At 54.8% G+C, this 17,661-nt stretch carries 18 protein-coding genes; 7 read left to right on the plus strand and 11 right to left on the minus strand.

The features are described 5' to 3' along the window. Window positions 1-102 precede the first annotated feature (102 nt). Window positions 103-690, minus strand: coding sequence for a Yip1 family protein (locus ACQG11_RS01620; RefSeq protein WP_003859296.1), 588 nt, complete (start codon window positions 688-690; stop codon window positions 103-105). Between the two features lie 157 nt (window positions 691-847). Here ACQG11_RS01620 and ACQG11_RS01625 point away from each other — a divergent pair, with 157 nt between their 5' ends. Beyond that, entirely contained in the window at window positions 848-1,420 is a 573-nt protein-coding gene (locus ACQG11_RS01625; RefSeq protein WP_063147709.1) for a DedA family protein, read from the plus strand. Between the two features lie 101 nt (window positions 1,421-1,521). On the opposite strand, the gene ACQG11_RS01630 is transcribed toward ACQG11_RS01625, so the two are convergent. Both ACQG11_RS01630 and mdtQ read right to left on the minus strand, forming a co-directional pair. Beyond that, on the minus strand, window positions 1,522-2,286 hold the full coding sequence (locus ACQG11_RS01630) for an SDR family oxidoreductase (RefSeq protein WP_022648687.1): 765 nt from the start codon (window positions 2,284-2,286) through the stop codon (window positions 1,522-1,524). A 50-nt stretch (window positions 2,287-2,336) separates the two neighbouring features. After that, window positions 2,337-3,755, minus strand: a complete 1,419-nt coding sequence (mdtQ, locus tag ACQG11_RS01635) for a multidrug resistance outer membrane protein MdtQ (protein WP_045308653.1) — start codon at window positions 3,753-3,755, stop codon at window positions 2,337-2,339. Window positions 3,756-3,960: 205 nt separating this feature from the next. On the opposite strand from mdtQ, the gene yohP reads away from it, so the two are divergent. Beyond that, the gene (gene yohP / locus ACQG11_RS01640) at window positions 3,961-4,044 is read left to right on the plus strand and encodes a small membrane protein YohP (protein WP_000698460.1); all 84 of its coding nucleotides are present in this window, start codon (window positions 3,961-3,963) and stop codon (window positions 4,042-4,044) included. A gap of 45 nt (window positions 4,045-4,089) precedes the next feature. On the opposite strand, the gene dusC is transcribed toward yohP, so the two are convergent. After that, entirely contained in the window at window positions 4,090-5,025 is a 936-nt protein-coding gene (gene dusC / locus ACQG11_RS01645; RefSeq protein ID WP_058646980.1) for a tRNA dihydrouridine(16) synthase DusC, read from the minus strand. Between the two features lie 168 nt (window positions 5,026-5,193). Here dusC and ACQG11_RS01650 point away from each other — a divergent pair, with 168 nt between their 5' ends. The 4 genes from ACQG11_RS01650 to sanA all read left to right on the plus strand — a co-directional run bounded on the left by ACQG11_RS01650 (window position 5,194) and on the right by sanA (window position 8,132). Then, a complete protein-coding gene (locus ACQG11_RS01650) occupies window positions 5,194-5,589 on the plus strand; it encodes a CidA/LrgA family protein (protein ID WP_022648690.1) in 396 nt (131 codons plus the stop codon). Further along, the gene (locus ACQG11_RS01655; protein ID WP_038416419.1) at window positions 5,586-6,281 is read left to right on the plus strand and encodes a CidB/LrgB family autolysis modulator; all 696 of its coding nucleotides are present in this window, start codon (window positions 5,586-5,588) and stop codon (window positions 6,279-6,281) included. Before ACQG11_RS01650 ends, ACQG11_RS01655 begins: the two co-directional genes overlap by 4 nt. Before the next feature lie 128 nt (window positions 6,282-6,409). Continuing rightward, window positions 6,410-7,294, plus strand: coding sequence for a cytidine deaminase (gene cdd / locus ACQG11_RS01660; RefSeq protein WP_022648692.1), 885 nt, complete (start codon window positions 6,410-6,412; stop codon window positions 7,292-7,294). A gap of 127 nt (window positions 7,295-7,421) precedes the next feature. Then, window positions 7,422-8,132, plus strand: coding sequence for an outer membrane permeability protein SanA (gene sanA / locus ACQG11_RS01665; RefSeq protein WP_022648693.1), 711 nt, complete (start codon window positions 7,422-7,424; stop codon window positions 8,130-8,132). Window positions 8,133-8,259: 127 nt separating this feature from the next. On the opposite strand, the gene mglC is transcribed toward sanA, so the two are convergent. The 7 genes from mglC to ACQG11_RS01700 form a co-directional block, all read right to left on the minus strand. Beyond that, complete coding sequence (mglC, locus tag ACQG11_RS01670; RefSeq protein WP_022648694.1) at window positions 8,260-9,270, minus strand: galactose/methyl galactoside ABC transporter permease MglC; 1,011 nt, start codon at window positions 9,268-9,270, stop codon at window positions 8,260-8,262. Between the two features lie 15 nt (window positions 9,271-9,285). Then, a complete protein-coding gene (gene mglA, locus ACQG11_RS01675; protein ID WP_003859320.1) occupies window positions 9,286-10,806 on the minus strand; it encodes a galactose/methyl galactoside ABC transporter ATP-binding protein MglA in 1,521 nt (506 codons plus the stop codon). A gap of 79 nt (window positions 10,807-10,885) precedes the next feature. Next, entirely contained in the window at window positions 10,886-11,884 is a 999-nt protein-coding gene (gene mglB / locus ACQG11_RS01680; protein WP_022648695.1) for a galactose/glucose ABC transporter substrate-binding protein MglB, read from the minus strand. Between the two features lie 295 nt (window positions 11,885-12,179). Beyond that, entirely contained in the window at window positions 12,180-13,202 is a 1,023-nt protein-coding gene (galS, locus tag ACQG11_RS01685; protein WP_003859324.1) for an HTH-type transcriptional regulator GalS, read from the minus strand. Window positions 13,203-13,357: 155 nt separating this feature from the next. Then, the gene (gene yeiB / locus ACQG11_RS01690) at window positions 13,358-14,515 is read right to left on the minus strand and encodes a DUF418 domain-containing protein YeiB (protein ID WP_426728127.1); all 1,158 of its coding nucleotides are present in this window, start codon (window positions 14,513-14,515) and stop codon (window positions 13,358-13,360) included. An 18-nt stretch (window positions 14,516-14,533) separates the two neighbouring features. Further along, a complete protein-coding gene (gene folE / locus ACQG11_RS01695; RefSeq protein ID WP_017383384.1) occupies window positions 14,534-15,202 on the minus strand; it encodes a GTP cyclohydrolase I FolE in 669 nt (222 codons plus the stop codon). Between the two features lie 102 nt (window positions 15,203-15,304). Further along, the gene (locus tag ACQG11_RS01700) at window positions 15,305-16,453 is read right to left on the minus strand and encodes a YbfB/YjiJ family MFS transporter (RefSeq protein WP_022648697.1); all 1,149 of its coding nucleotides are present in this window, start codon (window positions 16,451-16,453) and stop codon (window positions 15,305-15,307) included. Window positions 16,454-16,590: 137 nt separating this feature from the next. On the opposite strand from ACQG11_RS01700, the gene fghA reads away from it, so the two are divergent. Then, the gene (gene fghA, locus ACQG11_RS01705) at window positions 16,591-17,418 is read left to right on the plus strand and encodes an S-formylglutathione hydrolase (protein WP_045308654.1); all 828 of its coding nucleotides are present in this window, start codon (window positions 16,591-16,593) and stop codon (window positions 17,416-17,418) included. The last annotated feature ends 243 nt before the right edge of the window (window positions 17,419-17,661 follow it).

Consider the following 17,661-nt stretch of genomic DNA (forward strand, 5'->3'; position numbering starts at 1 on the left):
CAGGCTGGCTTCGGCATCATAGCGGTCACCGTGCGTTGTCGCCAGCGGAGAATCATAACCAGATGCTGCATTGCTGGCATTTACGCCAGCAATGCAGGGGACTTAAAAGAGACGGTATCCATAACCCCAAAGAATAACTGTCAGGGCCAGTAGCGCCTCAAGGACCAGCACGCCGATGGCAAGCGTAGAGCTGGAGAAGCTCAGGCCCTCTTCTTTATTGATGTTGAGGAAGGTTGGCACTCCTACATACAGCAGATAACCGGTGTAAAAGAGGGCAACCGTACCGATCAGCGCGCACAGCCAGACCAGTGGATAGAGCGCAACAATACCGCTTAAGAACAGCGGGGTCGCGACGTATCCGGCGAAGACCATACAGTGTGCCAGCGACGGGCGCTGCGGATAGTTGCGCGCCATCCAGTGGATGACCCGCCCCATTACCGCCACCCCGGCCAGCATCAGGCCATAAAACAGAATGGCCAGGTACAGTCCGGTAAACCAGGAAAGCTGAACCACGGTGCCGTCACCAAAGTTCCAGCCTATTTGCGTAGTACCAATAAACGCGCAGACCACCGGCACCGCTGCCATCAGCAGGACGTGGTGGGTGTAGTGATGCGCGACCGTTTCGTTCTCGTTACGGATGACCTGCATTTCACGATCGGGATGGGAGAAAAGTCCCCAGACATGGTTCATAACGCCCCCTTGTTGTCGGCCCGTCAGCGATAGCTAAAGTATAATGCAGGCTTTAGATTATTTTATGTACAGTGGGAAATTTCCGTTGATTGCCGCGTGGTTGATGGATGGGGTATATGATTAACGCAGGCACAGTAAGGGAGACGACATTTACTTAATGGATATCAACGGTCTTATTGAACAATATGGATACGCCGCGCTGGTCATCGGCAGCGTGGCAGAGGGTGAAACCATCACGCTGCTGGGCGGAGTGGCCGCACATCAGGGATTGCTTAAATTCCCGCTGGTGGTCGCCGCCGTCGCACTGGGCGGTATGATTGGCGACCAGCTGCTCTACTTTCTGGGTCTGCGCTTTGGTCCGACGCTTTTACAACGTTTTGCTAAGCATCAAAAGAAAATTCTTCGTGCTCAGCGGCTTATCCAGCGGCATCCCTATATGTTTGTGATTGGCACCCGCTTTATGTATGGCTTTCGCATCATTGGGCCAATATTGATTGGCGCGAGCCGCTTACCGCCGAAAATTTTCCTGCCGCTGAACATTATCGGGGCGATTGCCTGGGCGTTGATTTTTACCACGCTTGGCTACGTGGGTGGCGAAGTGATAGGCCCGTGGCTGCATAATCTCGATCAGCATCTTAAACACTGGGCCTGGCTGATCCTGGTTGTTGCGGTGGTGATTGGGGTACGGCTGTGGCTCAAGCATCGTGAAAAGCGGCGGGATGAAGAGTGAGTGCGGCCTGCTGCCCCTCACCCTACCCCTCTCCCCAAAGGGGAGAGGGAACTCTATACACCCTCTCCCCTTTGGGGAGAGGGCTGGGGTGAGGGGAATGTTTATTCTGCTGGTTTAAACTGCGGATTCGCCAGCATAAAACCGCCGTCGACGATAAACGACTGCCCGGTGGTGTAGCTGGCGTCGCTGTCACACAGCCACGCCACCAGGCTGGCTATTTCTTTGGTATGCCCTGGCCGTGCCAGCGGGATTTCCGGCATTGAGCCTTCTTTCACTTCGCTGTCGTCCATATCATTCATCGGCGTGGCGATCGCACCAGGCGCAACGGCGTTCACCAGAATCTTATGTTTAACCAGCTCCAGCGCCATCGATTTTGTTAACCCGCCCAGGGCATGTTTGGCCGCCGTATAGGCGCTGGCGTCCGGCAATGGTGTATGTTCATGCACCGAGGTGATGTTCACGATCCGCCCCCCTTCTCCCTGCTTCACCATCTGACGCGCCGCGATTTGCGAGCAGAGAAACGCGCCGTCCACGTCAACGGTAAATATGTGCCGCCAGTCGTCAAACGACAGGTCCAGAAATGGCGCTTTGTTCATCGCCCCAGCATTGTTTACCAGCACATCCAGCCGCCCGAAACGCGTAATCAGGGTTTCAATGGCCTTTGCGCCTTCCGGCAAATTGCTTAAGTCGAGCTGGATGGCCTCGGCACGCTGCCCGCGCGCTTCAATTTCACGGCAGGTTGCCAGCGCCCCTTCCTCATCTGAATGCCAGGTCACCCCGATATCAAACCCGCGTTCGGCCAGCATCAGGGCCGTCGTTTTGCCAATTCCTGAATCCGATGCGGTAACAATTGCGACTCGCGTCATACTCACCTCCTGAAAATCTGCAAAGAGGTAAGTATAGATAATGCGCGATTTTAGCTGTGATGATATCCGCCACCCAGCGCGGAGGTGAGCTGGAGCGTAGCATCCACGTACTGACCTTTCAGCATCAACCCGGCAATACGCTCTTTGAGCGCCGGAATTTTTGCTTCACTCACCCGGGAGCCGGCAATGATCCCCGCGCTGAAGCGCGCCTGTGCCAGCGCAACGACGCGCGCCGCATCTTTTTCGATCTGCTGCTGGTGCTGATTTTTGGCGGTCAGGGTTTCTACTTCGCTGGCCGTCCGGGCAACCTGGTTTACGGCGTCCACTACGGCCTTGTTGTAGTTCGCCACGGAGAGGTTGTTTTGCGCCTGGGCGATATCCAGGTTCGCATTTAACCGACCGCTGTCAAAAATTGGCAGCGTCAGACCCGCGGTTACGCCCATTTGCTGAGCAGATGAGCGGAACAGGTCGCTAAGGTGCAATGCATCCTGCTGCAAGAACGCCATCAAATTGATGTCAGGGTAGAACGCGGCTCTGGCGGCATCCACTTCGCTCATGGACGCTTCGATATACCAGTGCGCCTCCTGCAAATCCGGGCGGCGAGCCAGCAGCTCATAACCGAGCGTTGACGGCAGCGACGCCTCTGCGTCAGGTAAGGCATGCCGGGCGAGCGTGACTGAAGGGGTATTGGTCAATGCATTCAGACGCGCCTCAATGGCCTTCATTTTGCCGTGCACGTCAGCGAGCTGTTCATCGGTTTTGCTGGCATTGATATCTGTTTCAACGCCTTCCACCGAGGAGGTAATGCCGTGCTGATAAAGCTCACGATCGGCACCGATGATATTTTCCTGCTCCCGTTTGATCTGCGCGAGCACGTCACCCACCGCGGCCTCGGTCTGCCAGTCCCAGTACAGCCGCGCGACGCTGCTGGCGAGCAGCTGTCGGGTCTGCTCCAGCTCCGCTTTTTGCGCATTCACCTTACCGATGCGGGCCTCAATTTGGGCGCGGTTTTTACCCCATAAATCCAGATCCCATCCGGCCGTCAGACCAAAGGTGCCGTTGGTGTACCAGGGTCCGGTTGTCCCCGCCGCCGGGTCAGTCAGGGCGAATGGCCCCATCAGCCCCTCTGCCGACATCTTTTGCCGTTCCACATCTGCGGAAAAATCCATTTGTGGACCATCAGCAGCGACAGCGGCTTTCGCCTGTGCTTCTGCCAGGGTGATGCGCTGCCGGGCAATTTGCATATCCGGTGCATCCGCCAGCGCTTTAGCAATCAGCGCGTTAAGCTGAGGGTCATTAAAATCTTTCCACCATTCGTTTTTTGGCCAGTCGGCATGACTTAGTTGGGTATTTACAGCAGCGGCGGCGGCTTGCGTTTTCACTGGAGACACCGTGGCATGTTCCGGCGCGCAGGCGGACAGCATAAAAATAAGGGGAGCACTCAGAGATAAAGTAAGAGAACGTTTCATTACGCCATAAACTCAAAAAAAATAAAGGCGCAACTTACGCTTACTGACGTTCCGTTTTTTAGTAACGCGTGGCAATCCGCATATTGTTATACATTTTCATATCCGGAAATTTATTCCCCAAGCGAATGATTTAATTTCACCTATTCATACCAATTATGAATTGACTGCTACACTTACTGACGACAGACATACGCAGGAGAGGCGAATGAAAATATTATTGTGGGCTATTTTGATTATATTTCTGATAGGGCTGCTGGTGGTAACCGGCGTATTCAAAATGATTTTCTGATACGTTTGCCCGGCTCCGCGCCGGGCAAACGTATTCACACTTCACTCAGTGCTTCGACTGGATCACACGGGCAATATCCGCCGACGTCTGTAGCGTACGGATCTCCTGAAATAATCCCAGCGCGTCGTCGTACTCTTTCCGTAAATAACTCAGCCACTGCTTAATGCGCGCGACATGATACAACCCGGTATCGCCCTGCTTTTCCAGCCGCGTGTATTTTTGCAGGAGTTTCACCACGTCCGCCCACGGCATCCGCGGCTCATTGTATTTCACCACCCGGCTGAGGTTCGGCACGTTCAGCGCACCGCGGCCAATCATCACGGCATTACAGCCGGTCTCTTTGAGGCAGGCCTGCGCGCTCTCATAATCCCAGATTTCGCCGTTAGCAATCACCGGAATAGTAAGCCGTCTGCGGATCTCGCCAATCGCCTGCCAGTTAATGCGCTCGGCTTTATAACCATCCTCTTTGGTTCGCCCGTGCACCACCAGCTCGGTGGCGCCCGCCTGCTGCACCGCGTCGGCAATTTCAAACTGCCTGTCGCCGCTGTCCCATCCCAGACGCACTTTGACCGTCACCGGTAGATGCGATGGCACCGCCTCACGCATGGCCTTTGCGCCGCGATAAATCAATTCCGGATCTTTGAGTAACGTCGCCCCGCCGCCGCTGCCGTTGACCAGCTTTGACGGACAGCCGCAGTTAAGATCGACACCGTACGAGCCAAGCGCTACCGCGCGGGCGGCGTTTTCCGCCAGCCACTCAGGATACTGGCCGAGCAGCTGGACGCGCACCAGCGTACCGGAGGGGGTGCGGCTCTGACGATGCAGTTCCGGACATAGACGATAAAATGATTTTTCTGGCAGCAACATATCGACCACGCGCAAAAACTCCGTCACGCAGAGATCGTAATCGTTCACCTCGGTAAGCAGCTCGCGCACGAGAGAGTCGAGCACGCCTTCCATCGGGGCCAGTAAAACACGCATTCTGAGTACCTGTGAAAAAAGACGCGCTATAGTAGCTGCTCTCTATGTATGTTGAAAGCCCGGCGTTCCATTCTGGAATGTCTGGTATGCCCAAAATTCATGATGTGATCCGTGGCACATTTTCAGGTTTAATTGTATGATGAATACGTCTCAGCAAGGACTTTCACCATGAGCAAATCACTGAATACTATCTGGCAATACCTTCGCGCCTTCGTCCTGATTTATGCCTGCCTGTACGCCGGCATTTTTATCGCGTCGCTGCTGCCTATTACCATCCCCGGCAGCATTATCGGCATGTTGATCCTGTTTGTGCTGCTGGCATTACAGGTGCTGCCCGCGAAATGGGTCAACCCGGGGTGCTTCGTTCTCATTCGCTATATGGCCCTGCTTTTTGTGCCTATCGGCGTTGGGGTTATGCAGTATTACGATGTGCTTAAGGCGCAGTTCGGCCCGATAGTGGTCTCCTGCGCCATCAGTACGCTGGTAGTTTTCCTGGTCGTCAGCTGGAGCTCACACATTGTGCATGGCGAACGTAAGGTCATCGGGGAGAAAACAAAAAAATGATGGCGAATATCTGGTGGTCCCTGCCGTTAACCCTGGTGGTGTTCTTTGCTGCGCGTAAGCTTGCGGTTCGTTTCAAAATGCCGTTGCTCAACCCGCTGCTGGTCGCCATGGTGGTGATTATTCCTTTTCTGCTGCTCACCGGCATTTCTTATGAACGTTACTTCGCCGGGAGCAAGATCCTCAACGATTTGTTGCAGCCTGCCGTGGTGGCGCTGGCGTTTCCTTTATATGAGCAACTGCATCAGATCCGCGCGCGCTGGAAATCCATCATAACCATCTGCTTTGTGGGTAGCCTTGTTGCGATGATCACTGGTACCTCGGTGGCCTTATTGATGGGCGCATCGCCGCAGATCGCCGCCTCTATTCTGCCTAAATCCGTTACTACGCCGATTGCCATGGCCGTGGGCGGCAGTATCGGCGGCATTCCGGCCATCAGCGCCGTGTGCGTGATTTTCGTCGGTATCCTGGGCGCGGTGTTTGGTCATACGCTGCTGAATATCATGAAAATTCGTACCAAAGCGGCGCGCGGTCTGGCGATGGGTACCGCCTCGCACGCGCTGGGCACCGCACGCTGCGCGGAGCTGGATTATCAGGAAGGGGCATTCAGCTCGCTGGCGCTGGTGATCTGCGGGATTATAACCTCCCTGGTCGCGCCGTTTATCTTCCCGATTATTCTGGCAGTAATGGGCTAAAATTTGCGATGCGTCGCGCAAATTTCATTTTCATTTCATAAGTTGCATACATAATGAGATTTGGATCACATATAAAGGCCGTACGGCTCCGTACACTACCGATCCATTAACCTTGATGAGGCAACGTCATGCATCCACGTTTTCAAGCTGCTTTCTCTCAGCTTGCAGAGAATTTGCAATCAGCCCTGGCTCCGGTTCTGGCGGATGCGCATTTCCCCGCCCTGCTGACGGCAGATCAGGTCACGACGCTTAAACAGGCAACGGGGCTGGACGAAGACGCGCTGGCTTTCGCCCTGCTGCCGCTGGCGGCTGCTTGCGCCCGCGCTGACCTTTCCCATTTTAACGTAGGCGCAATTGCGCGCGGCGTGAGCGGGACCTGGTACTTCGGCGGGAACATGGAGTTTCTCGGTGCGACCATGCAGCAAACCGTTCATGCGGAGCAGAGTGCCATCAGTCACGCCTGGCTGCGCGGCGAAAAGGCCCTGCGCGCCATCACCGTCAACTATACCCCTTGCGGCCACTGCCGTCAGTTTATGAATGAGCTGAACAGCGGTCTTGAACTGCGTATCAACCTGCCGGGACGCGCGCCGCATACGCTGGGTGATTACCTGCCGGATGCTTTTGGCCCTAAAGATCTTGAGATCAAAACCCTGCTGATGGATGAGCAGGACCACGGTTACGCGCTCTCAGGGGATGCGCTCAGCGAAGCGGCCATTGCCGCCGCCAATAAAAGCCACACGCCATACAGCAAATCACCAAGCGGCGTCGCCCTTCAGTGCCGCGACGGCCGCATCTTCACCGGCAGCTATGCAGAGAACGCCGCGTTTAACCCGACGCTGCCTCCGCTCCAGGGCGCCCTGAACCTGCTCAGCCTGAACGGGTATGACTACCCGGATATTCAGCGCGCGATCCTCGCTGAAAAGGCCGATGCACCGCTGATCCAGTGGGACGCGACCGCAGCCACGCTGAAAGCGCTGGGCTGTTCAACCATCGACCGCGTGCTGCTGGCATAATCTGTTCGGCGGGCAGATCTGCCCGCCAGTCTGACGAAAAACCCCTCAGTTGAATCGCTGTTTCTTGCGCTAACCAGGCGGGTACAGTAGCCTGAGGGAAATTTCATCATCGGTACGAGCCATCTGCATGTTAAAGCGCGTGTTTTACAGCCTGTCTGTCCTGGTCGGCATACTGCTGTTGATCGTGCTGGGTCTCGACCGCTGGATGAGCTGGAAAACAGCTCCCTACATTTTTGACGACCTACAGGACCTCCCCTACCGCCAGGTTGGCGTGGTGCTTGGCACCGCCAAGTATTACCGCACCGGCGTCATCAATCAGTATTACCGGTATCGTATTCAGGGCGCACTGAACGCCTATAACAGCGGCAAGGTGAACTATCTGCTGTTAAGCGGCGATAACGCCCTGCAAAGCTATAATGAGCCGGTGACGATGCGCAAAGATTTGATTGCCGCAGGCGTCGACCCGGCCGATATCGTGCTCGACTACGCCGGGTTCCGCACGCTTGATTCCATCGTGCGTACCCGCAAGGTGTTCGACACCAATGATTTCATCATCATCACCCAGCGTTTCCACTGCGAGCGGGCGTTGTTTATCGCCCTTCATATGGGGATCCAGGCCCAGTGCTACGCCGTGCCGTCGCCAAAGGATATGTTGAGCGTGCGCGTACGCGAGTTTGGCGCCCGTTTTGGCGCGCTGGCTGACCTGTATCTGTTCAAACGTGAACCGCGCTTTTTAGGCCCGCTGGTGCCGATCCCAACGATGCACGAAGTGCCTGAAAATGCGCAAGGCTATCCGGCGGTGACGCCGGAGCAGCTGCTGGAAATGCAGAAGAAGTAATAACTGATGTCGGGTGGCGGCTTCGCCTTACCCGACCTACGATCGCGATTTTGTAGGCCCGGTAAGCGTCGCGCCACCGGGCAAAAAAAGGCCCGCTACGTGAGCGGGCCTTTCCATTCTGAAGAACTTATTTCTTACGCGCGTACTTCAGTGAATCCAGGGCAACCGCGAAGATAATGATCGCGCCCTTGATGATGTACTGCCAGTACGGGTTCACGCCGATGTAGGTCAGGCCGTAGTTGATCACGGTGAAGATGATCACACCGGTCACCACGCCCAGCACGGTACCCACGCCGCCGCTGAAGGAGACGCCGCCGACCACGCAGGCCGCAATCGCATCCAGCTCGTACATAAAACCGAGGTTGTTGGTGGCAGAGCCGATACGGCCTGCTTCCAGCATCCCGCCGAAGGCGTAGAACACACCGGACAGGGCATAAATCATCAGCAGGTTCAGAGCCACGTTGACGCCGGAGACTTTCGCCGCTTCCGGGTTGCCGCCGATAGCAAAGATGTTTTTACCGAAGCGGGTTTTGTTCCACAGGATCCAGACGAACGCCACCGCAATCAGCGCATAGAAGGTGATATAGGAGAGACGGAAGCTGCCCAGCGCAACAAACCCCTGCGTGAAGGTCGAGAAGCCGCTTTCGAAGCCAGAGATTGGAGACGCGCCGACGAAATCGTAGTACAGGGAGTTGATACCATAAACGATGATCATCGTGCCAAGCGTGGTGATGAATGGCGTCACGTTCAGGTAAGCAATGATGATGCCGTTAATCAGGCCAATTACCGCGCCGATGGCGCATACGATCAGGATCACCACGAAAATCGGCATGGTCGCCATCTCCGGGAACACCTTGTTGGCGTTTTCCATCGACTGCAACAGGGTTGCCGCAATAACCGCCGCCAGACCCACCTGGCGCCCTGCCGAAAGGTCTGTCCCCTGGGTAACGATGAGCCCTGCCACGCCCAGTGCGATGATAATACGTACGGAAGACTGGGTCAGAATATTACTTAAGTTCAGCAGACTTAAGAACGTTGGGTCCTGGAAAATAATTATCGCCAGCAAGACTAAAAGAACAACGTAAATACCGCCTTCTTTCAGATAAGTGAGAAAACTTTTTTTATTTAACGCACTCATGAGGAGCCCCTGATCTTAAAGGTGCAAAGACGCAAGACGCAAAATTTCGTTTTGCGTTGTCGTTTTGGTTTCAACAATACCGGCAACGAGACCATTGCTCATAACCAGAATACGGTCTGTGATCCCTAACAATTCCGGCATTTCGGAAGAAATAATAATGATCCCTTTATCTTTTTTCGCCAGCTCTGCGATCAGCTGGTAAATCTCGAATTTTGCACCCACGTCGATACCGCGCGTAGGTTCATCCAGCATCAGTATTTCAGGCTGGGTTAACAGCCAGCGACCAATAATGACTTTCTGCTGGTTCCCTCCCGAGAGTGAGCCAATTTGCGTGCGGTGGCCCGGCGTTTTCACGCGCATGGAGTCAATCACCCATTGGGTATCGCTCTTCATGCGGGAATTATCCAGCAACCCGACCTTGTTTTTGTAATTGCGAATATTAGAAATTAACGAGTTAAAGTTAATATCAAGATAAGCGTAAATACCGGTGGAACGCCGCTCTTCCGTCACCAGCGCAAAACCATTATTAATGGCTTCATTGGCGTTGTGGTTGTTGATTTTCTTACCGTGCAGGGTAATGGTGCCTTCGGCTTTCTCACGGATACCAAACAGGGTTTCCACGATATCGGTGCGCTTAGCGCCCACCAGCCCTGCGATACCAAGGATCTCGCCCTTGTGCAAATCGAAAGAGACATCGCGGATGGACGGCTGACGCAGTGAGGTCAGGTTACGCACCTCCAGAATCACTTCGCCCGGCTTGTTTTCTTTATCCGGGAAGCGCTGGTTCAATGAACGGCCAACCATCATGGCGATGATCTTGTCCATGTCCAGCCCTTCCAGCGGCTGGGTGGCAATCCACTGGCCGTCGCGCAGAATGGTGATTTCATCGCACAGCTGGAAGATCTCTTCCATTTTATGTGAGATATAGACAATGCCGCAGCCGCGATCTTTCAGCTTACGAATAATGGTAAAAAGGTGATTAACCTCTTTTTCCGTTAATGACGACGTTGGTTCATCCATGATCACGATTTTCGCATCATAGGAGAACGCTTTGGCAATTTCGATCATCTGCATCTGGGAAACGGATAATGTCCCGACGCGTGCGCGCGGGTCAATATCAATATCCAGCTCATCGAAAATGGCTTTGGTGTCGCGATACATTTTATCCTGATCGACAAAGACACCTTTGGTTGGATAGCGGCCCAACCACATATTATCCATAACTGAACGTTGCAGAACCAGGTTTAATTCCTGGTGTACCATCGAGATACCGTTCTCCAGCGCTTCTTTCGCTGAATGGAAGTCGATCTCTTTTCCCTGAAAAAGAATGCTGCCAGAATCTTTTTGATAGATCCCAAAAAGGCATTTTAATAATGTTGATTTACCCGCACCGTTTTCACCCATTAACGCATGAATAGAGTGAGGACGAACTTTTAAATTAACATTATCGAGCGCCTTAACACCGGGGAATGACTTGTTAACACCGGTCATTTCCAACAAGTATTCACCGGACGACTGAGTAGTTGTGCTGACCATAATTATACCTTGTTGGCCTCGCATATCGCGTTATAAAAGGGCGCAACGAATTGCGCCCAGTGAAGACAATTCAGATAACTTATTTACCGATAAACTCAGCCAGGTTGGACTGGTCTACGCCCACGTAAGGAACGCGAACGATTTTGTTTTCAATTTTCCAACTGGTGCCGTCAGCAGCGCCTTTACCATCAGCGAGGTTTTTCGCCAGATCGAAGGTGGCTTTCGCCTGGTTGTTAGCATCGTTCAGCACGGTACCGGCCATTGCGCCAGATTTCACCAGCGCCAGCGCTTCTGGCAGGGCATCCACACCGAATACAGGAATGGCGGATTTGTTGTGTGCTTTCAGCGCTTCAACTGCACCCATTGCCATTGCATCGTTGTTGGCGATGACCACTTCAATTTTGTTGGCGTTCGGGCCAGAGAGCCACGCATCCATCTTATCTTTCGCCTGAGCGGTGTCCCACATTGCGGTGTCTAACGCCAGCTGCTGGGTTTTCAGGCCTTTATCGTTCAGCTCTTTAATAACGTAGGTGGTACGAGCTTCAGCATCCGGATGGCCCGGTTCGCCTTTCAGCAGAACGAACTGAATCTGACCATCTTTGTTCATATCCCAGTTTGGGTTCGCCGCCCAGTGTTTCGCAATCAGATCGCCCTGGATAATCCCGGACTCTTTGGAGTCAGTACCCACGTAATACGCTTTATCGTAGCTGTCCAGCGCTTTACGGGAAGGCTCTTTGTTGAAGAAGACAATCGGCACGTTCTGGCCGCGTGCTTTCTCGATCACCGTACCTGCCGCAGCCGGGTCAACCAGGTTAATAGCCAGCGCTTTCACGCCTTTTGCCAGAAGAACGTCAATCTGATCGTTCTGTTTGGACTGGTCATTCTGGGAGTCATTCATCAGCAGCTGCACGTCTGGCGCTGATTTAGCATCTTTTTCAATTGCTTTACGCACAACGGACATGAAGTTGTCGTCGTATTTATAGATAGTCACGCCAATACGGGTATCCGCTGCGTGTGCTGCTGCGCCAAAAAGCATGCTTGCCATGACAGCAGACAGAGTCAACACCTTCTTATTCATGGTATCTCCGGTTTTTTTTATGCAGGGTAGTTCTTGTGAAAAACGGTCGGCGGGCAGATGTTAATAAAACGTTACTGATCGCCGAAGTTCACTTATAAAATGTCCAGCTTCCGTGTTCGGTAACGCTCCAGAAATGCGTTTTATTCGTTGTTTGAGGCATTCTGGTAACGGTAAAAGTGAATAATCACCGTTACATTGTGTTTCAGCCCCTAAAACGCTGACATCATAGACAGCGGCTTGTTAAGATACTGTGAATTTACTCACAGATTGAAAACGGTTACATCACGTGATGTTATCAGTTAGTGATCGGAGCCACAGTTTGTCGGATAGCGACCGAATGGCGGCGTACTAAAGTCGGCATAAAACAATGCGTTGCGTCAGGATCTAACAGCCCTGCCGCCCCCTGTAACGCCAGCTCTGTCGCCAGTTTCGCCATCGACGCAATGGGGTAACGCACCGTTGTCAGTTGCGGATCGGTGTAACGGGCAATCGGAATATCATCAAAACCGATCAGCGATAAATGCTGCGGCACCGCAATGCCATTATCTTTCAGCGCGGTAAGCGCACCTGCCGCCATGCTGTCGTTATAGGCAAACACGGCCGTCAGCTGAAGATTACGCCCCAGCAGTTCCACCATTGCCGCTTCACCGCCCTGCATGTCCGGCGAACCGGTACCAACCCAGCTCTCCAGCGGCGCAATGCCCTGTTCTTTCAGGGCGTTTTGCCAGCCCTCACGGCGCATCATGTCGTCTTCAATACCGTGGCTGGAAGCCAGATAACCAATGCGCTGATGGCCGTTGCTGATGAGCATCCGCGTCGCCATCATCGCGCCGCTGATGTTATCCAGACCGACGCAGCGATGCGCATAACCGGGGACGATACGGTTGATCAGCACCATACCGGGGATCTGCTCCATAAACCCGGCCAGCTCTTCATCGCTCAGGGCTTTTGAGTGCACAATCAGGGCGTTACAGCGCTGGCGGATCAGTACCTCAATGGCATAACGCTCTTTTTCAGCCTCGTGATAGCTGTTGCCAATCAGCACATATTTCTGGTGCTGCTGGGCAACGACGTCCACCGCTTTGACCAGCGCGCCGAAGAAGGCGTCCGACACGTCCATCACCACGACACCAATGGTATCGCTGACCTGCGTCGCCAGCGCCTGAGCATTGGCGTTTGGCCGGTACCCCAGCTGGGTCACGGCTTTCATTACGGTTTCACGCGTTTCAGGGCTGACCAGCGCACTGTTGTTCAGCACGCGGGAGACAGTAGCAACAGAAACACCCGCCTGGCGGGCGACGTCACGAATGGTGATCATATTCACCACCCTTAAAAGGATTGCAGCAACTCACAGACACCCCCTGTGTTTAGCAAGGTGGCTATTCTGGCAGCGAGAGAGAGGAGACTACGTGAAGAAGCTCACACAGATGAAAACGCTTACATCCGTTTTGTTAATGATTGTGATCCAGATCGTTATCTGGATGTATTACGCAATGACACGCCCGACGCAAGGGCGGTTAACCGTCGCCATACCCACTCCAGCGGGCCCTGGCGGAAAAAACGCAGCCAGATAACTGAAAACACCACGTTAACAACCCAGACCGGAATAACAAACGCCAGCAGCGTCAGGCGGTCGAATTTCATAAACAGGCCGAATCGGTAGAAAAGCGTGGTGCATATCAGCGTTTGCAGGATGTAATTGCTTAACGCCATCCGTCCAACGCAGGCCACCGCACTGACGATCCACAGGCGAGAAAGCCGGGGCCAGAAGCCATAGATCAGCGCCGCATAGCCAATGGTCTGGAACGGCGCGCTCAGTTCGCGCGGCACCTGCAACAGGAACGCGCACCAGCGGTAATCCCACTGAAGATGCCACTGTACGATCACCGCCGGAAGGTTAATCATCACGCCGAGCAGTACCAGGCCAGCGCCTGTGAGACGATAGTGTCGCAGGCTAAATTCTCCTTTCAGCCAGCCGGTGCGCATCAGGGCTGCGCCCATCAGCATCATCCCCGCCAGCTGCCAGCCGTATTGCGCCCCCAGCGCCAGCAGGTTATCGCCGAGCATATCGGCCCGGTTGCCGATCGCTTCCATGCCGCCTTTCAGCTTCCAGAACTGCTCATATTGCAGATTGGCCGCATCCGGGATCCACGAACGACTGGTGGAAGCATCAGCGATCATGCCAAGCAGCAATAACACGGTCAGTCCCATGACATAGAGCATCACGCCAGTGTTAAAGAGGCTTTTTACACCGGGCGCGTCGCGGATCAGCCGCCAGCAAATCAGGCCCACCAGACCATACGCGAGCAGAATATCGCCGTCCCAGAAAAGCAGCCCGTGAATAAAACCGAGGATAACCAGCAGCGTTAAACGCGACTGGATCCAGCGCGTACCGCGTTTGAGGAGAAGCTGAAGTCCCGCGCCAAACAGAAGCGCAAAGAGGGTCAGAAATTTAACCTGTGCGAAGGGATCAAGGATTGCCCACGTCCAGGCGTCGCTGCGCGTGATGTCGCCATACCACGCAGGGTTCAGATAGGCGGCCTTCGGCAGACCGAAGGCGCTGATATTCAGCAGCAGGATACCGAGAATGGCGACGCCGCGAACAAAATCGAGCGTGACGTTTCGCTCCATGGTCCCTGCCCTGTCTGATTAGTTGTGGTGGCGCACGGCGCGCAGAAACTCCTGGCGGGTGTTCTGGCTCGATTTGAACAGGCCGCCCAGCGAGGTGGTGGTAGTCGCGCTGGTTGCATCACGCACGCCACGCGCTTTCACGCAGTAGTGAACCGCGTCGATAGACACCGCCACGTTGTTAGTCCCCAACAGGGTTTGCAGTGCGGTCAGGATCTGCTGCGTCAGACGCTCCTGCACCTGAGGACGCTGGGCAAAGAACTGCACGATGCGGTTGATCTTGGACAGGCCAATGACCGTATCTTTTGGAATATAGGCCACCGTCGCTTTACCATCGATGGTCACAAAGTGATGCTCGCAGGTGCTGGTCAGCGTGATATCGCGTACCGTCACCATCTCATCGACCTTCATCTTGTTTTCAATGACGGTGATTTTCGGGAAGTTCGCGTAATCCAGGCCGGAGAAAATTTCGTCGACGTACATTTTCGCGATGCGGTGCGGCGTCTCCATCAGGCTGTCGTCGCTCAGATCGAGATTCAGCAGTTGCATGATCTCCGTCATATGGCCGGCGATCAGACTCTTGCGGGTAACATTGTCCAGCTCCTGCACGGGCGGGCGCAGTGGCGTTTCAAGACCGCGCGCAACCAGCGCTTCATGGACAAGGGCTGCTTCTTTACTGAGTGATGACATTCTTTTCTCCTGCAGGTGTGGCGTCTTTTGCCCTCGTTGTGGCAAAAGTGTGCGCTCATTGTGCGTGAGGCGACGCACATAATCCAGTATTCACGTCGATAATTATTGCAATTGCTGTTGCCTTTCAGCCTGACGGTTCCAGACTAACGCTCCGCCAGCGAACAGCGCGATCCCCGCCAGCCCCAGCGCAGGTTCCAGCCGGTGCGTGAGCCAGGTCGAGAGTGCCGACGTGACCGGACCAATCAGCTGACCAATGGCATACCCGGTGGTGAGCAGTCCCGCCATATAACGCGTATGATCTGGCGCCAGCTCGCGACCGTACAGAAGAGAGAGCTGCACGGCGCAGAGGAACCCGCCGCCCACCAGCAGCCCACCCGTCAGCAAGCCGCCAATGCCCGGCAGCAGCCAGGCCGCCAGCACGCCTATCCCCTGTAACCAGAGAACAATCGCCAGCCTGCGGTTAGCGCTTGATGTATGCCGCAGGGCAATACTGAGCGCAATCCCCACCACCGAGGCGGCGCCAAATATTGGCCAGACAAACTGGGCAAACAGGCTGCCCGGGAAACGCACCGCCGCCATTTGCGACAGGAAGGTCGCAGGGAGGATATAGCCGAACCCTGCCAGGCTGTAGCTCCAGACCAGACGCCTGAGATCCGCGGTCAACAACAGCGGCTCAGGCGCGGTACCGGGGCGATGAAGCTGGCCCGCGCGCGGCAGGTAGCGCGCCACCAGCGCAATCAGCACCAGCGCCAGTACGCCGTAGATTTGCCATGCCGCGCCGGCAGACAGGGATCTCGCCTGAATATAGACCGCCAGCAGGCCACTCAGGGCGATACCGGCCCCGGGTCCGGCAAAGACGGCTGCACTAAGCCCCGGCTTGCCCAGCTGCCCCAGCCGCTCGTTGGTCCAGGCGGCAATCAGCACCATCGACCAGCCGCTCATGCAGCCGATCACAAAGCGCAGCAGACCGTGAACGACAGCATTATCTGCCGCCGCAGAGAGCAGCGTCAGCGCCACCGCGCCAGTGATGCCAAGCCAGAGACGCGTTTCAACGAAGCGATGAGCGCGCATAGCATCCCATGCCCCCACCAGATAGCCCAGGTAGTTCATTGCCGCCACCAGCCCCGCGCTGGTAAGCGTGAGTTGCCCGGCGGCAATCATCAGCGGCACCTGAGGCGTGAAGGCGAAGCGCCCTATCCCCATCGCCACGACCAGAACCACAAATCCGCTGAGCGCGATACGCAGCGCCATGATCGCTCCAATTGTTAAAGAAAAGTAAATTTATGATGCAACATCTCGCCGTCCTGCGAAAGTGAAAGTTGCTCACAGGTCAATGAAAACTCTGTATTATGCGTTTAATGAATAGTCTTTCGGATAAGGAGCCCTGCATGGAACTGCTCGAAGAGCATCGTTGTTTTGAAGGTCGACAGCAGCGCTGGCGGCACGACTCCACCACGCTGAACTGTGCTATGACGTTCAGCATTTTCCTGCCCCCTGCGGACAATCCACCGGTGTTGTACTGGCTTTCAGGCCTGACCTGCAACGACGAAAATTTCACCACCAAAGCGGGTGCCCAGCGTATTGCTGCCGAACTGGGCATTGCGCTGGTGATGCCAGATACCAGCCCGCGTGGCGAGGACGTGGCCGACGATGCCGGATACGATCTGGGTAAAGGCGCCGGGTTCTATCTCAACGCCACGGAACAACCCTGGGCGAGCCATTACCGCATGTATGACTACATTCGCGATGAACTGCCTGCCCTGGTGCACTCTCAGTTCGCGGTCAGCGAGCGCTGCGCGATAAGCGGACATTCGATGGGTGGCCACGGGGCGCTGATAATGGCGCTGAAAAATCCGGGGAAATACACCAGCGTGTCCGCATTTGCGCCGATTGTGAACCCAACGCAGGTGCCGTGGGGGCAAAAAGCCTTCACGCACTATCTGGGTGAGGATGCAGAGAAATGGCAGGAATGGGACAGCTGTGCGCTGTTGCTGGCAAGCCAGCCAGAAGACGCTATCCCGATGCTGGTGGATCAGGGTGATGCCGATCAGTTCCTCGCCGGGCAGTTACAGCCTGCGGTGCTGGCGGAAGCCGCGCGCCAGAAGGACTGGCCGCTGACGCTGCGCATACAGCCGGGATACGATCACAGCTATTACTTTATGGCGTCCTTTATTGAAGATCATCTTCGCTTCCATGCGACACATTTGTTCGCGTAAATACAGCTGTTTGCCCGATAGCCTCTCGCCTGTCGGGCCTTTCCCCTCATTTACATAATCCTATCCGCTTGAATCCAGCCTGTTTTCCGTCGCCCTCACTCAAACACAAATGATTTCAATTATCATTTGTGTTTACAATTCTACATTCTTTTGTACAATTCCAGGCTCTTCTCCATCTCAAAGAGTTCTTACAAGACAAAAACATACAGTTCTCAGGGTTATCCCGATGGAGTTTTTTTCATT

It is taken from the genome of Enterobacter cloacae complex sp. 372C4 (assembly GCF_050030615.1).
Lineage (GTDB): Bacteria > Pseudomonadota > Gammaproteobacteria > Enterobacterales > Enterobacteriaceae > Enterobacter > Enterobacter intestinihominis.

What these genes read in the sequence shown, in the direction of transcription:
- mdtQ (WP_045308653.1), bottom strand. Translation starts at nt 3,755, where the DNA reads ATGAAACGTTCTCTTACTTTATCTCTGAGTGCTCCCCTTATTTTTATG.
- ACQG11_RS01625 (WP_063147709.1), top strand. Translation starts at nt 848, where the DNA reads ATGGATATCAACGGTCTTATTGAACAATATGGATACGCCGCGCTGGTC.
- sanA (WP_022648693.1), top strand. Translation starts at nt 7,422, where the DNA reads ATGTTAAAGCGCGTGTTTTACAGCCTGTCTGTCCTGGTCGGCATACTG.
- ACQG11_RS01630 (WP_022648687.1), bottom strand. Translation starts at nt 2,286, where the DNA reads ATGACGCGAGTCGCAATTGTTACCGCATCGGATTCAGGAATTGGCAAA.
- cdd (WP_022648692.1), top strand. Translation starts at nt 6,410, where the DNA reads ATGCATCCACGTTTTCAAGCTGCTTTCTCTCAGCTTGCAGAGAATTTG.
- dusC (WP_058646980.1), bottom strand. Translation starts at nt 5,025, where the DNA reads ATGCGTGTTTTACTGGCCCCGATGGAAGGCGTGCTCGACTCTCTCGTG.
- folE (WP_017383384.1), bottom strand. Translation starts at nt 15,202, where the DNA reads ATGTCATCACTCAGTAAAGAAGCAGCCCTTGTCCATGAAGCGCTGGTT.
- yohP (WP_000698460.1), top strand. Translation starts at nt 3,961, where the DNA reads ATGAAAATATTATTGTGGGCTATTTTGATTATATTTCTGATAGGGCTG.
- mglB (WP_022648695.1), bottom strand. Translation starts at nt 11,884, where the DNA reads ATGAATAAGAAGGTGTTGACTCTGTCTGCTGTCATGGCAAGCATGCTT.
- ACQG11_RS01650 (WP_022648690.1), top strand. Translation starts at nt 5,194, where the DNA reads ATGAGCAAATCACTGAATACTATCTGGCAATACCTTCGCGCCTTCGTC.
- fghA (WP_045308654.1), top strand. Translation starts at nt 16,591, where the DNA reads ATGGAACTGCTCGAAGAGCATCGTTGTTTTGAAGGTCGACAGCAGCGC.
- mglC (WP_022648694.1), bottom strand. Translation starts at nt 9,270, where the DNA reads ATGAGTGCGTTAAATAAAAAAAGTTTTCTCACTTATCTGAAAGAAGGC.
- yeiB (WP_426728127.1), bottom strand. Translation starts at nt 14,515, where the DNA reads ATGGAGCGAAACGTCACGCTCGATTTTGTTCGCGGCGTCGCCATTCTC.
- mglA (WP_003859320.1), bottom strand. Translation starts at nt 10,806, where the DNA reads ATGGTCAGCACAACTACTCAGTCGTCCGGTGAATACTTGTTGGAAATG.
- ACQG11_RS01620 (WP_003859296.1), bottom strand. Translation starts at nt 690, where the DNA reads ATGAACCATGTCTGGGGACTTTTCTCCCATCCCGATCGTGAAATGCAG.
- ACQG11_RS01700 (WP_022648697.1), bottom strand. Translation starts at nt 16,453, where the DNA reads ATGGCGCTGCGTATCGCGCTCAGCGGATTTGTGGTTCTGGTCGTGGCG.
- galS (WP_003859324.1), bottom strand. Translation starts at nt 13,202, where the DNA reads ATGATCACCATTCGTGACGTCGCCCGCCAGGCGGGTGTTTCTGTTGCT.
- ACQG11_RS01655 (WP_038416419.1), top strand. Translation starts at nt 5,586, where the DNA reads ATGATGGCGAATATCTGGTGGTCCCTGCCGTTAACCCTGGTGGTGTTC.